The sequence below is a fragment of the Variovorax beijingensis genome, from assembly GCF_003951285.1.
Classification (GTDB): domain Bacteria; phylum Pseudomonadota; class Gammaproteobacteria; order Burkholderiales; family Burkholderiaceae_C; genus Variovorax; species Variovorax beijingensis.
On sequence record NZ_RXFQ01000009.1, the window covers coordinates 1 to 13213 of the forward strand.

Sequence of the window (13213 nt, forward strand, 5' to 3'; positions counted from 1 at the left end):
TTCGCGCTAGGCAGCAGCGCGCGGTATTCGCCGATGAAGCGGCCGATGGCGGCGGCGAATCGGTCGATGTCCGCATCGGTCAGCGGCAAAGACAGCACGATGAAGCCGCGCGGCGAGGCGTAGATGCCTTCGCTCAGCAGGTGGAAGAACAGCAGCTGCCGCAGCCGCCCGTCGACCATTGCCAGGTCGTCCACGCACCGCACCTCCCCGCGCACGAAATGCGCGTTCATCAGCGAGCCGACGCCGGTGAACTGCATGGCCACATCCTCTTTCGCGCACAGTGCATCGAGCCGCGCGCGCATCGCCTCGCCGCGCTCGGCCAGCACGCCGGCCGCCTCGGGCGTGAACAGCTTCGTGAGGCCCGCACATCCGGCCGCCATGGTCATCACGTTGTTGTTGAAGGTGCCCGAATGGGAGAGCGACCCGGTGCGCGGATCGAACTGCGCCATCACATCCGAACGCCCGCCGAAAGCGCCGAACGACATGCCGCCGCCGATGTACTTGCCGAGCGTGGTCAGGTCCGACCGGATGGCCAGCTTGTTGGCAAGGCCGTTCGGTGCGAGGCGCGAGGTCATGACCTCGTCGAAGATCAGCAGCGCGCCGACCTTGGTTGCGCCATTGCGAAGTGCCTGCAGAAAGTCGAGACGCCCCGGAATGCAGCCGCTCGCCCCCTGCATCGGTTCGACGAGGATCGCGGCGATCTCCGGTCCATGCTTGGCGATCTGCTCGCTCGCAGCCTGCGCGTCGTTGTAGGGCAGCACCAGGAAGTCGAAGGGCACGGTCGTCGGCAGCGGCTTGGCACCGAAGCCGAGCACGCCGCCGTGGTAGCCGCCCGAGAACACCACGATCTTCCGCCGCCCCGAGAAGTGCAGCGCGGCCGTGAGCGCCATCAGGTTGGCCTCGGTGCCCGAGTTGGTGAAGCGCAACTGCTCGATCTGCGGAAAGCGCTCGCAGATGGTCCTGGCGAGCCGTCCTTCGAGCAGGTTGTGGCCCGTGAGGTTGATGCCGCCCTGCATCGCCTCGACGACCGCATCGCGGATCTCGGGTGCCGAATGGCCGTAGACGCCGGCCGTGTACTCGGCGATGAAGTCGGCATAGCGATGGCCATCGGCGTCCCAGAGCGCGGCGCCCTCGCCCTTGGCGATGGTGAGCGGAAATGGCGCGTAGAACAGCACCGAGCGGCTGTTGGCACCCGGCATGTAGCGCGTCTGCGCCTCGAACTGCCGCCGGCTGGCCGGGTTGGCCTCGGTGAAGCGCTGGAAGGCCTGGGCAAGGGACTGGTCGATTGCGGAATCGCTCATGGAACACATCCTCGAAGTGGCGGCATGCGGATTGCCATATCCGGACCATCATCCATGGTTTGGAGGCTGGGCGCACAGGCTCGTACAATAGTTTCCGCTTTGCGCCACGGCGTGGAGCACCACCGCTAGGGGTGTCGAACCGGAATCCGTTCCGGGGCTGACTGAGAGAGTCCCTTTGAACCTGACTGAGGTAATCCTCGCGCAGGGAAGCTGGTCCGGCGGCCTGTCGCGTTGTCTCGCGCGATGGCCCCACCGCCGGAGCCTCGCCCACCTGCCAAACCTTTTGCACTGGAGCAACTGGATGGCACACGACGACGACAACGAACCTTCTTCCGCCAACGAGGCGCTGGCGCCCCTGCCCGCGTCGCAGCGCGTGTTCGGCTGGCACGACCACGCATCGCTCTGGTTCAGCCTGGGTGTCGGGCTGCTGGTGATGCAGATCGGTGCCTACCTGGTGCCGGCGGTGGGCACGCGCGACGCGGCCATCGCGATCGTGCTGGGCTCGCTGCTGGGTGCGGGCCTCCTGGCCTGGACCGCGCGGCTCGGCTGCGAGAGCGGCCTGGCGAGCGCCGGGCTGATGCACGCCACCTACGGCAGCGCGTTCGCGCGGCTGCCGGTGCTGCTCAACATCGTGCAGCTGGTGGGCTGGACCACCTTCGAGCTCGTCATCATGCGCGAGGGCACGCAGGCCATCGGCCAGCAGGCCTTCGGCCTGGCACTCGGCGGGCCGTTGGGCGGCGCCCTCACCACGCTGCTCTGGGGCGCGGTGCTGCTGGCGCTTTTGGCGGGCTCCATGGTGAAGCTGGTGCGGCGCTTCGTGAGCCGCTTCGGCCTGCCGCTGGTGGTGCTTTCGTTGCTCTGGCTGACATGGCAGTTCGCGACCCGCCTGCAAGCCAAGGGACTCGACGCCTTCTGGGCGCGCCCCGGTGACGGCGGCATGGGCATGTTCGGCGCGCTCGACCTGGTGATTGCCATGCCGGTCTCGTGGCTGCCGCTGGTGGCCGACTACGCGCGCCATGGCAAGCGCAGCGCGGGCGGCCTCGGCAGCGCCTTCAGCGGCACCTGGATCGGCTATGCGCTGGCCAACGTCTGGTGCTATGCGCTCGGCGTGATGGTGGTGAGCGTGGCGGAACCGGGCACCGGCCTGGTCACCGCCCTGCTGCTCGCCCAAGGCGGCCTGGTGGCGCTGGGCCTGATCCTGATCGACGAGCTCGACAACGCGTACGGCGATGTGTATTCGGGCTCGGTGTCCACCCACAGCCTGCTGCCGCGCTGGAGCGTGCGGCGCTGGGGCCTCCTGCTCGCGGCGCTGTGCACGGCGCTCGCGCTGGTGCTGCCGATGCACACGCTCGAGCCGTTCCTGCTGATGCTGAGTTCGGTGTTCGTGCCGCTCTACGGCGTGATCCTGGGGCGGCTGGGCACGGGCCGGGCGGTTTCGTCGGTGGGCCCGCGCCGGGTCGACCTGGGCGCGGCGCTGATCTGGATTGCGGGCATCGCGGCCTACCATGCGCTCGCCAAGTGGGCGCCGCAGTTCGGCTCGGCACTGCCGACCCTGGCCGCGACCTTCCTGCTGGCCTGGGCCAGCCGGCCCAAGGCTACGCCGACGACGGCAGGCGGTGCGTCGGCACTGGCGCAAAGCCGTGGTTGAGCGGACCGTGTCCCCCGCCGGTCTTCACGTGCGCACCGGCGGCCATCGCGCCGAGGATGTAGGCACGCGCGCGCTCGACGGCCTCGGGCAACGCGAGCCCCAGCGCCAGGTGCGCAGCAATGGCGGACGACAGCGTGCAGCCCGTGCCATGCAGGTTGCGGCTCGCAATGCGCTGCGAGGCCAGCCGCTTGCGAGTGCCGCCCGCCTGCAGCAGCACGTCGACCACCTCATCGCCCGGCAAGTGCCCGCCCTTGAGCAGCACGGCCTGCGCGCCGAGCGCCAGCAACTCGTTGGCCGCATCGTCGAGCGCATCGATGCCGTCGATCGCATGGCCGATGAGCAGGGCCGCTTCGTCGAGATTGGGCGTCACCACCACGGCGCGCGGGAACAGCTCACGCACCAGCACCTGCACGGTTTCGGCTGCTATGAGCCGGTCGCCGCTGGTGGCGACCATCACCGGGTCGAGCACCACGTTGGGCAGCCGGTAGTGATCGATGGCCCAGGCCACCACCTCGACCACCTCGGGCGCATGCAGCATGCCGAGCTTGACCGCGTCCACGCCGATGTCCTCGACCACCGCCTGGATCTGCGCCTTGAGAAAGGCCGGTGGCACGCCATGGATGCCCGACACGCCGAGCGTGTTCTGTGCGGTAAGCGCCGTGATGGCCGTCATGCCATAGCAGCCGAGCGCCGCGAAGGTCTTCAGGTCGGCCTGGATGCCGGCACCGCCGCCGCTGTCGGAGCCGGCGATCGAGAGCACGCGTGCGTAGCGCAGGGGCGCTTGGGGCGCATCGGAAAGTGCTTGGGTCATGCGGAAAATTATCGGCGACATGGAGGGCTCCGGCCGTGAACGCACCAACGAAGCTGTCGTTTCGATCCGCCGCCATCCTCGGCGCGGGCCTCATGGGCCGGCTGCTCGCTGTCACGCTGGCGCGGGCCGGCTGCAAGGTCGAGCTGTTCGAGGCGGGCAGCCCCGAGGCCGAAGGCGCCGCCGCGCGCGTGGCGGCCGCCATGCTCGCGCCGCTGGCCGAATCGGCCGTGGCGCCGGTGCCGCTCGTGCGCATGGGGCAGTACGCACTGGGCCGCTGGCCCGAGCTGCTGGCACCGCTGGCGCAGCCCGTGTTCTTCCAGCGCGAAGGCACGCTGGTGCTGTGGCACCGTCAGGACGCCGCCGAGGCCGCGCGGCTCGCGCGCGTGCTGGCGCGCACCGGCACGCAGGTGCCCGAGCTCGCGCCGATGCGCACGCTCGACGGCGCCGGCATTGCCATGCTCGAGCCTTCGCTCGGCCAGCGCTTCGCACAGGGCTTGTTCCTTCCGGGTGAAGGCCAGCTCGACAACCGCGCACTGCTCGCTTCGCTGCTTGCCACGCTGCAAGCCGGCCCCGGCGTGAAGCTGCATTGGCAGTCGCCACGCACGCCTGGCGATTTTTCTCCGGGCATGCCAGGCCAGCCCGACTGGGTGATCGACTGCCGCGGCCTCGGCGCCAAGCCGCAGTGGAACGCGCTGCGCGGGGTGCGCGGCGAAGTCATCCGCGTGCATGCGCCCGAGGTGGCGCTGCAGCGGCCCACGCGGCTGGTGCATCCGCGCTATCCGCTCTACATCGCACCCAAGCCCGGCAGCGTGTTCGTGATCGGCGCGACCGAGATCGAATCGGACGACATGTCGCCCGCCAGCGTGCGCTCCACGCTCGAGCTGCTGAGCGCGGCCTACGCCGTGCACAGCGGCTTCGCCGAAGCCCGCATCCTCGAGATCGCGACCCAATGCCGCCCCACGCTGCCCGACAACCTGCCCGCCATCCGGCGGCCGCAGCCGCGCGTGCTGCAGATCAACGGCCTGTACCGCCACGGTTTCATGATCGCGCCCGCCGTGCTCGACGCCGCCATGGAGCTGCTCGAGCACGGCCGCTCTGCGCTCGCGCAGAAGCTCGGCCTGGAGACATCCGAAGCATGACGATGAATGTCCTGATCAACGACAAGCCTTACACGCTGCCGGACGGCGCCACCGTAGTCGACGCGCTGGCCGCACTGGACGCCGTGCCGCCGTTCGCGGTGGCCGTGAACCGCGAGTTCGTGCCACGCTCGGCCCATGCGGCGCGCGCGCTGCAGCCCGAAGACCGCATCGAAGTGATCCGCCCCGTGACCGGCGGCTGAACAGGTACCCACAGAGATGGAGACAACACGCACCATGACGACCGCATCTGCAATCCCCGACAACGATCCCCTGGTTCTCTACGGCCAGACCTTCCAGAGCCGCCTGCTGCTGGGCACCGCGCGCTATCCCTCGCCGGACCTGCTCGAAGCGGCGGTGAAGCGCGCCAAACCCGCCATGCTGACGGCCTCGCTGCGCCGCCAGTCTGCAAGCCCCGGCGCGAGCGACAGCGGCAACGGGTTCTGGGAGCTGCTGCGCCGGCTCGCGGTGCCGGTGCTGCCCAACACCGCCGGCTGCCACAGCGTGCAGGAAGTGATCGCCACCGCGCAGATGGCGCGCGAGCTCTTCGACACGCCGTGGATCAAGCTCGAACTCATCGGCGACGACTACACGCTGCAGCCCGACACGCTGAACCTCGTCGATGCCGCATCGCAGCTGATCCGCGACGGCTTCCAGGTGCTGCCCTACTGCACCGAGGACCTCGTGCTGTGCCAGCGGCTGGTCGACGTCGGCTGCCAGGCCGTGATGCCCTGGGCGGCGCCCATCGGCACGGGCCGCGGGCCGGTCAATCCCTATGCGCTGCAGCTGCTGCGCGAGCGGCTGAGCGTGCCGATGCTGGTCGATGCGGGACTGGGACTGCCCTCGCATGCCTGCCAGGTGATGGAATGGGGCTACGACGGCGTGCTGCTCAACACCGCCGTGGCGCTGGCGCAAGACCCGGTGTCGATGGCCGGCGCCTTTGCCGACGCCGTGCAGGCCGGCCGCGCCGCCCACCGCGCCGGTGCCATGGCCGCGCAAGACTCCGCACAGCCCAGCACGCCGGTGCTCGGCACGCCCTTCTGGCATCACGCAACATGAACACTTCGATCGACGCCCGCGCCATCTCGCAGGCGATCGTCGCTGCGCACGGGCTGCGCTTCGGCACCAACACGCCCGCGGCCATTTCGGCGGGCCGCTTTTCCTCGGACGAGCCCGTGTACCGCGGCGCGAAGCAGGCCTGCACGGCACTCGGCTTCATCGAGATCGATGCCGAATGCCTGGCGCGGGCCTGGCGGGCACAGACCGTGCGCACCGGCGCGTTCGATGCCAACCAGTGGCCCGAGACACCCGCCGATTTCGGCATGCGCGCGTTCCCGCCCACCGAACGCGCCGACGCCTTTGCGCCCTGCCCCCAACGGCTCGGTCTCTACGCCGTGCTGCCCGATGCGCAATGGGTCGGCCGCATGGCGCGCGCCGGCGTTCCCACGGTGCAGCTGCGCTTCAAGTCGGACGACGCGGCAGCCACCGAGCGCGAGGTGCATGCGGCCGTCGACGCGGTGCGCGGCACGGCCGCGCTGCTCTTCATCAACGACCATTGGCAGGTGGCCATCGCCGCGGGTGCCTACGGCGTGCACCTGGGCCAGGAAGACCTCGACGCGCTCGCGCCCGCGCAGGTGCAGCAGATCCGCGATGCGGGCCTGCGGCTCGGCGTCAGCACCCACGGCTATGCCGAGATGGTGCGCGCCGATGCAGTGAGCCCGAGCTACATCGCGATGGGTGCGGTGTATCCGACCACCCTCAAGAAGATGGCCACGGCCCCGCAGGGCGTGGCGCGGCTTGCGGCCTATGCGCGCCTGCTGCGCGGCTACTCGCAAGTGGGCATCGGCGGCATCGATGCCGTGCGCCTGCCCGAGGTGCGGGCCACGGGCGTCGGCTCCGTGGCCGTGGTGCGAGCGCTTGTCGCTGCTGAAGATCCCGAGGCCGCGGCCGCGCAATGGATGGCGGCCATGGGCGCCGCCTCCGCATGAACGAACAAATGACTAAAAAGCAAATCCGATCCTGGCCGCTGTCGCCGGTCTCTCGTGCGGTGGCCACCGCCTTTCTTCTGGCGGCCGGCGGCGCGCAGGCCCAGCAGCCAACCGATCTGCCCGCTATCACGGTGAACGAAAGCAGCGCAGCCCCGCAAGCCGACGTGAGCGGCTTCGGCGACGTGCCGCTGCGCGAACTGCCGCTCTCGGCCACGGTGATCGACAGCATGCAGCTGCGCACGAGCGGTGCGCGCCGCCTCGCCGACCTCACGCAGTTCGATTCCTCGGTGACCGACGCCTACAACTCGGCCGGCTACTGGGACTACCTCACGGTGCGCGGCTTCGTGCTGGACAACCGCTTCAACTACCGGCGCGAGGGCCTGCCGATCAGTGCAGAAACATCGATCCCGCTCGACAACAAGGAGCGCATCGAGATCCTGCGCGGCACCAGCGGCATCCAGGCCGGCACCAGCGCGCCGGGCGGCCTGGTCAACTATGTGGTCAAGCGGCCCACCGAGCAGGACCTGCGCACGCTGCGCATCGAAACCACCAGCCGCGGCAGCGTGCTCGGCGCACTCGACCTGGGCGGGCGCTTCGGCGCGAACCGCGAGTTCGGCTACCGGCTCAACATCGCAAGCGAAAACCTCAAGCCGCTCGTGCACGACCTCGACGGCAACCGCAACATGTTCTCGCTGGCGGGCGACTGGCGCATCACGCGCGATTCAGTGCTCGAGTTCGAAATCGAGCGCAGCCACAAGACGCAGCCGAGCCAGAACGGCTTCAGCCTGCTGGGCAGCACGCTGCCCGCGCCGGTCGATCCCAGGATCAACCTGAACAACCAGCCGTGGTCGCAGCCTTCGGAATTCAACGCGCTCACCGGCAGCGTGCGCTTCAGCCAGGCGCTCGATGCTGACTGGCGCTGGAGCGCGCAGATCGGCCAGCAAAGGCTCAAGACCGATGACCGCCTGGCCTACGCCTTCGGCTTCGATTGCCATCCCGAAAGCAACTTCTCTTACTGCGATCGCTACGGCCCCGACGGCACCTTCGACTTCTACGACTTCCGCAGCGAGAACGAGCGGCGCACGCAAACCGCCGGCAGCCTCGGCCTCAAGGGCAACGTGATGACCGGCAGCGTGAGGCATGAATTGGGCTTCGGCCTGCTCGCGAGCCGCGTGCGCAACCGCTTCCAGGACCAGGCCTACAACTACGTCGGCACCGGCAACGTGTGGGCCACGGCCATCGTACCGCCCGACCCCACGCTGACCGACGCCAACACCAACCGCGACGAGCGTTCCACCGAGCTCTCGGTGCAGGACGCGATCCGCTGGAACAGCCGCTTCACCACCTGGCTGGGCGTGCGCCACACGCGGCTGGACCGCGACAGCATCCGCACCGACGGCACGCGTCCCACCGGCTACAAGGACGGCATCACCACGCCATGGATGGCCGCCAGCTTCGCCATCCAGCCGGGCCTCCTGGCCTACGCGAGCTGGGGCAAGGGCGTCGAGTCGCAGGTGGTGCCGAACAAGAGCTCGCAATACACCAATGCCGGCGAGGCGCTGCCCGCGCTGACCTCGCGCCAGTGGGAGCTGGGCCTCAAGGGCGGCAGCGACGTCTTCGCCTGGCAACTCGCGTGGTTCGACATCAAGCGCCCGATGACGAATCTCGATGCCTGCAACCGCCTCGGCACCACGCCCTGCGACGGGCGTTACGACGGCAGCGCCGTGCACCGCGGGCTCGAAGCGGGCGCGCAGTGGAACACGGGGCCCTGGCGCCTTGCGGGCAGCCTGACATTGATCGACGCCAAGCGCCGCGGAAGCACCGCCGAGCCCGCCACCAACGGCCAGTCGCCCACCAACGTGCCCAAGCAGGTATTGCGCGCACAGGCCGGCTACCGCGTGGCTTCGGTGCCGGGCCTCGAGCTGCTCGGACAGCTCTCGCATGAAGGCCGCCGCAACGTGCTGCCCGATGGTTCGATCGCCCTGCCCTCGTGGACGCGCGTCGACGCGGTGCTGCGCTACGACACCCGGCTGCGCGGCGTGAACACGAGCTGGAGCATCGCCATCGACAACCTGTTCGACCGGCGCTACTGGAAGGAATCGCCTTACCAATTCGGCCACGTCTATCTCTTTCCAGGTGCGCCGCGCACGTTGCGCCTGGGCTTGAGCGTGTCGCTCTGAGCGCGGGCCCGAATTTTTTTCAGAAATTTATTGCGGCCACATTGGTGTGCTCGAAAGGCCCAAAAAATCACGCTATAATCTGAGGCTTGTTCCTCGATAGCTCAGTCGGTAGAGCGCCGGACTGTTAATCCGTAGGTCCCTGGTTCGAGCCCAGGTCGAGGAGCCACTACAAGCCGCAAGGCCTCTGGAAAGCCCGCTACATTTTTTTTGTAGCGGGCTTTTTCCTTTTGGGGCGCCTTGTTTGGCAATCGCCAAATATCCAGTAGTCCGCAGTAGCATGCGGTCCATGTGGAGCCTGACAAGCCCATTGTGATTGCCGGTCAAGCATTGACCGATCAGGAAGCGTGGTGGCACGAATTCACTCACAAGTTCCATGAGCTGTGCGGTGGAGAGGTCGACCATGAGTGGCTTTCCGGCCTGGCCGCAACGCTCTACCCGCGCAACATGGACCGCGAGCCACGCGAAGCCGCGGAAGTGGCATTCATGACGCTTGGTTACGAGTTGCCCGGCTACGAATTGGAGGAGCCCTTCACACCTCCGGCACCTCGGCGTCGACCGGGTCCGCATTGAAGAGCTCGACGGGCGGCACCTTCAGCATCTCTCTCGCCTCCTTGACCGTGCAGGTCAGCCAGCGATCGAAGTCGTGCGCCTCGAACGGAATCACGCTGCGCTTGGTCCTGCTGATCGGGCGGCAGCTTCGGATCTGGCTTGGGCATCCGCCCCATCAGCGGGTGAGCGTCGGCGTTCAGCGTCAGCATCGTGCAGTTGTCCCAGACCTCGCCCGTCTCTTTGTCGATCCAGGTGCTCCACAGGCCGGCCAGGCCCCCACGGCGCCCGATCGGCGCGGCGGAAGCGCCACCAGAGATTCTTTCCTGTTTCCCAGTTCGGCTCGTCGAAGCTGGCGGCCGGGATGATGCAGCGCTTGCCGCGGGCCCAGGCGTCCTTATAGGTCGGCGACTTCTCCATGCCCTCGGTGCGCGCGTTCACCGTGCTCAGGCGCGTGCCGCGCGCAGTCGTCGGCACATGCGTCTTCGACCACAGCGGGCCTGTCGAGCTTTCGACGATGGAGCCGAATTGCTCGGCAGAGGCGCAAGCCTGCGCTCTTGGGGTTGGTCTGTGTGACGGCACTGGGCTCCGCGCCCTGAGACGCGGGCAGGCAACTTGTGCTGTTTTTGGCAGTATCGGGCAGTATTTGGCTCCTGCACCGGATGGCCAGGCGCAACACTATCGTACTTAAGACTACATTTGGTAGCCCAAAATGGCCGGCATCTTGGGCTCAGTCAGCGCCGGCAACCGGAGGGTCGAATGCCGCTCTTGCTCTTGATGAGGCTTCTTCACACCCCGCTGCCCGTGCGGGTTGTCGAACCAGAGGAAATCCGGGACGTCTCGGTACTCATTGCCACAGGATTGATCGAGGCTGAGATCGCCGCCCTCAAGCCGACCCGCTCGTATGCTGCTTCGAGCACGGCGACGGTAACTGGCATCACCGATGACGGCCTCGCCGAGATCGCCAAGATGGACGACGTGCCCAGGTTCGTGAAAACCTCCATGCGATTCGCTAGGGGATTCCGATTGATGTGACCGTATCGATAAGCCCGTCAACGCGGGGATTACTGCTCGCAGACACGGCGGCGCGCTCCTCACTGATACAATGCGAGCTGCCCAACCCAGTTTGGGCGTTGACTGGCCAGTCAAGCCGAATCTCACACCGGCGCGTCGAAGTCACTACGACGAGAAAAACAACAGGTGGCTTCCGCAAGTGAAAATTTGCCGTAACCGTGGACCGCGTGAGAGTTCACGACCAAATTCCAAAGCCCGCCTCGCGCGGGCTTTTTCGCGCTCGCTTGGTCAACGATGGGAGTCGGTCCCGTTGATCGAATGGACACGAAGATCCTCGGCTTGCTTCCCTGACTCAGGGCAAAGCACAGATCTTTCGTAAAAGGCTGATCTTCCGACGCTGTTCATTCCGGCCTCTGGGAGGGCATTTGTCTCCCCGGAAAAGGTGCGTACCGCTCACGCGCGCGTGCGGCGCTTTTTCTACAGTGACTTCACGGCGAAACGCCTTGCGCCAGGACAGGCAAACAAGCGGCGCCGGTTGTCCACCTCACTGGAGAACGCACATGGAACGCAGCCAGCTACCCGGAAATTGCTTCTTGGTTCTTGTCTATTTGCTCGCGCTGCTTGCTTTGTGGCTCAGCAACTGAACGTGAAGCTGCCGACCCGGGCTGAAGAACGAGCTGCCGCTGGCGCCGGGCGACTACAAGGCGACGCCCGGCAACCGTTGGACGGGCATTTCCTTTTGGGGCGCCTTACTCCATCTTCGGCAGCCCGAAGCCGAAGCACGTCGGACAACCTCGACTGTCCGGTCGCCATCAGACAAAAAAACGCCCAGCACGCGGCTGGGCGGAATCCCTGGCGATGCCGCCAAGGGCCCCGCAAAACCAAGATTCGGGGGCAACTGCAAAGGGGTTCGAGCACCGGCTCGAGATGTGTCAGGCGTGGCCGTCTTGCAAACCGGCGGCCACGGTGATCGGCCGCAGCACCGTCGCCTCTTCAGGCGGAAATCCAGGACATTTCGGACACATTTCCATGTCTCGATATTACTGTATATTCATACAGTCTTGTTGAGGGGGTCGAGATACCCGTTCGAAGGTCAGGCGCTTTCCAGCAAGAAGGCAGAGGAGAAATGAACATGAACCAGGCCGAACTTTTTTATCCCCAGGCTGCGGCTCCGGTGCAAGAGGCCACGATCCCGCAGACCGATGTTTCGGAAGAGCCGCCTTTCAGGTTCGAAGACATCGAGCCCGAACCCCGAGTCGCCTACACCGTGCGGCTTGCCGACTACCCGCACCCGGCAGCGGATGCCGTCAAGGCCTCGGAGCAGCGCTTCCGGCGCGAACTCGACCGGCAGCTCGGCGGCGACGTCATGCGCGCGTTGCGCGCGTTCCACAATGCCAGCGAATCCAGCGAAACCGACCTCACGAGAGAAGAGATGGCGCTCGCCAGGCGATGGATGAAGGCCTACGACGCAGCCCGAACCGCCGGCTTTCGCGACCTTGGGGACACCGATGAAGCGTTCTTCGACGTGCGGCCGGTCTGAGCACCGATCCTGTTGGCCATGCACCCAGTCCGACGCCTGTAGGGTGATCCGCACGAATCTCGTCGACGCAGACTGAAGACAAGCCGCCACGGTTGGGCCATGATGTTCCCATCGTGCCAGCTACACCCATTGAGTACCTGCTCGAACTCGAACATGCCAGCTTCCCGGTTCATGTCCGGGATCCGGAGTTGATCCAGGCCATCGCGACCCTCAAGGCGCTGGGCTGCGTCGAAGCTGACATCTCACCGCCGCTCGATCTTCGCAGCTCGTTCAGGAACTACGAATCCGCGGTGGTCGTGAAGATCACCTCGGAAGGAATCACCGAACTCGCACTGGCGTACGGGTAAGCGCCCCCTCCCTCTCTTGGGGTTCCTCCGGTCTGGGGCGAAGACCCATCGATGGAGTGCTACGCCCCTGCGGCAAGGCAAAAAAGAGGGTATATCCCAGAATACAAATTGGGCGCCGAACGGTAACGACGCGTACATTAGCGCCAACGTACTATCGCCTCGCGCCATGCACTTGAAATCTCTACTCATCACCGCGCTCCTGCTCGTTGCGGGCGGTCTGTTCTGGTGGTGGGCCTTCGGCGGTGGATTCATTGCCGTGATCGTTGCCATTGGCCTCGGTGCCGTGCTCTTTCTGGCCCTTCGGGGCAACAGGTCCATCAAGGACGAACTCGACGCGCAGGTTCCCGACAAGGATCCGGGCAACAAGGAATCCTGAACCGGGGCGCCAGCCTCAGCGCAGCGCAAACGCCAGCGTCACCGCGCCCAGGGCCAGCAGCGCGAGGCCCGCGATAAAGACCATCTCGCCCCAGGCCTCCAGCCGCACGCCCGAGCTGCGCGAGCGCATCGAGATGAAGGACAGCAGCGCGCTGGCCAGGAAGACCAGCGCGTCAATGGCCAGCAGGCGGTCGATCAAGAGCCGCAGATCGTCGCGCGGGCCCAGGTGGCCGATCGACATCACGGTCATGCACACACCGATCATGGTGGCCGACGTGGGCAGGATGTGCGCCGAAAGGCCGCCCGCGGACGAAGCCATCTTTTGTC

Annotated in this window: 13 protein-coding genes, 1 tRNA gene, 1 pseudogene and 1 riboswitch; of the genes and pseudogenes, 11 read left to right on the forward strand and 4 right to left on the reverse strand. The window is 66.8% G+C overall.

The features are described 5' to 3' along the window. On the reverse strand, positions 1 to 1301 hold a 1301-nt coding region (locus tag EJO66_RS16835; protein ID WP_125965661.1), incomplete at its 3' end, for an aspartate aminotransferase family protein. Positions 1302 to 1418: 117 nt separating this feature from the next. After that, a riboswitch (TPP riboswitch) is annotated at positions 1419 to 1526 on the forward strand. A 76-nt stretch (positions 1527 to 1602) separates the two neighbouring features. On the opposite strand from EJO66_RS16835, the gene EJO66_RS16840 reads away from it, so the two are divergent. Further along, positions 1603 to 2949: a purine-cytosine permease family protein gene (locus EJO66_RS16840; RefSeq protein WP_124957796.1), complete on the forward strand. Its 1347-nt coding sequence runs from the start codon at positions 1603 to 1605 to the stop codon at positions 2947 to 2949. Here EJO66_RS16840 and thiD read toward each other — a convergent pair. After that, on the reverse strand, positions 2897 to 3760 hold the full coding sequence (thiD, locus tag EJO66_RS16845) for a bifunctional hydroxymethylpyrimidine kinase/phosphomethylpyrimidine kinase (RefSeq protein ID WP_124957795.1): 864 nt from the start codon (positions 3758 to 3760) through the stop codon (positions 2897 to 2899). The genes EJO66_RS16840 and thiD overlap by 53 nt on opposite strands. A gap of 35 nt (positions 3761 to 3795) precedes the next feature. Here thiD and EJO66_RS16850 point away from each other — a divergent pair, with 35 nt between their 5' ends. From EJO66_RS16850 to EJO66_RS16875, 6 genes are all read left to right on the forward strand, one after another. Next, the gene (locus EJO66_RS16850) at positions 3796 to 4899 is read left to right on the forward strand and encodes an FAD-dependent oxidoreductase (RefSeq protein ID WP_223262210.1); all 1104 of its coding nucleotides are present in this window, start codon (positions 3796 to 3798) and stop codon (positions 4897 to 4899) included. Continuing rightward, the gene (gene thiS / locus EJO66_RS16855) at positions 4896 to 5099 is read left to right on the forward strand and encodes a sulfur carrier protein ThiS (protein ID WP_012747507.1); all 204 of its coding nucleotides are present in this window, start codon (positions 4896 to 4898) and stop codon (positions 5097 to 5099) included. Before EJO66_RS16850 ends, thiS begins: the two co-directional genes overlap by 4 nt. Before the next feature lie 34 nt (positions 5100 to 5133). Beyond that, entirely contained in the window at positions 5134 to 5955 is an 822-nt protein-coding gene (locus tag EJO66_RS16860) for a thiazole synthase (protein ID WP_124957794.1), read from the forward strand. Continuing rightward, positions 5952 to 6884 (forward strand): thiamine phosphate synthase, encoded by a 933-nt coding sequence (locus tag EJO66_RS16865; protein ID WP_125965662.1) that lies wholly within the window; start codon positions 5952 to 5954, stop codon positions 6882 to 6884. The genes EJO66_RS16860 and EJO66_RS16865 overlap by 4 nt, the downstream gene beginning before the upstream one ends. Further along, on the forward strand, positions 6881 to 9064 hold the full coding sequence (locus tag EJO66_RS16870) for a TonB-dependent siderophore receptor (protein WP_125965663.1): 2184 nt from the start codon (positions 6881 to 6883) through the stop codon (positions 9062 to 9064). Before EJO66_RS16865 ends, EJO66_RS16870 begins: the two co-directional genes overlap by 4 nt. A gap of 90 nt (positions 9065 to 9154) precedes the next feature. After that, positions 9155 to 9230 (forward strand) — tRNA-Asn (locus EJO66_RS16875). Positions 9231 to 9593: 363 nt separating this feature from the next. Here EJO66_RS16875 and EJO66_RS33360 read toward each other — a convergent pair. Then, positions 9594 to 10087, reverse strand: a pseudogene (locus tag EJO66_RS33360) (SOS response-associated peptidase family protein); the annotation flags it as partial. Between the two features lie 282 nt (positions 10088 to 10369). On the opposite strand from EJO66_RS33360, the gene EJO66_RS16885 reads away from it, so the two are divergent. From EJO66_RS16885 to EJO66_RS16900, 4 genes are all read left to right on the forward strand, one after another. After that, positions 10370 to 10645 (forward strand): hypothetical protein, encoded by a 276-nt coding sequence (locus EJO66_RS16885; RefSeq protein ID WP_124957791.1) that lies wholly within the window; start codon positions 10370 to 10372, stop codon positions 10643 to 10645. Positions 10646 to 11756: 1111 nt separating this feature from the next. Beyond that, entirely contained in the window at positions 11757 to 12164 is a 408-nt protein-coding gene (locus tag EJO66_RS16890; protein ID WP_124957790.1) for a hypothetical protein, read from the forward strand. Positions 12165 to 12277: 113 nt separating this feature from the next. Then, on the forward strand, positions 12278 to 12511 hold the full coding sequence (locus EJO66_RS16895) for a hypothetical protein (RefSeq protein WP_125965664.1): 234 nt from the start codon (positions 12278 to 12280) through the stop codon (positions 12509 to 12511). Between the two features lie 166 nt (positions 12512 to 12677). Continuing rightward, the gene (locus EJO66_RS16900) at positions 12678 to 12887 is read left to right on the forward strand and encodes a hypothetical protein (RefSeq protein ID WP_124957788.1); all 210 of its coding nucleotides are present in this window, start codon (positions 12678 to 12680) and stop codon (positions 12885 to 12887) included. Positions 12888 to 12902: 15 nt separating this feature from the next. On the opposite strand, the gene EJO66_RS16905 is transcribed toward EJO66_RS16900, so the two are convergent. After that, the gene (locus EJO66_RS16905; protein WP_012747497.1) at positions 12903 to 13205 is read right to left on the reverse strand and encodes a hypothetical protein; all 303 of its coding nucleotides are present in this window, start codon (positions 13203 to 13205) and stop codon (positions 12903 to 12905) included. Positions 13206 to 13213: the final 8 nt, after the last annotated feature.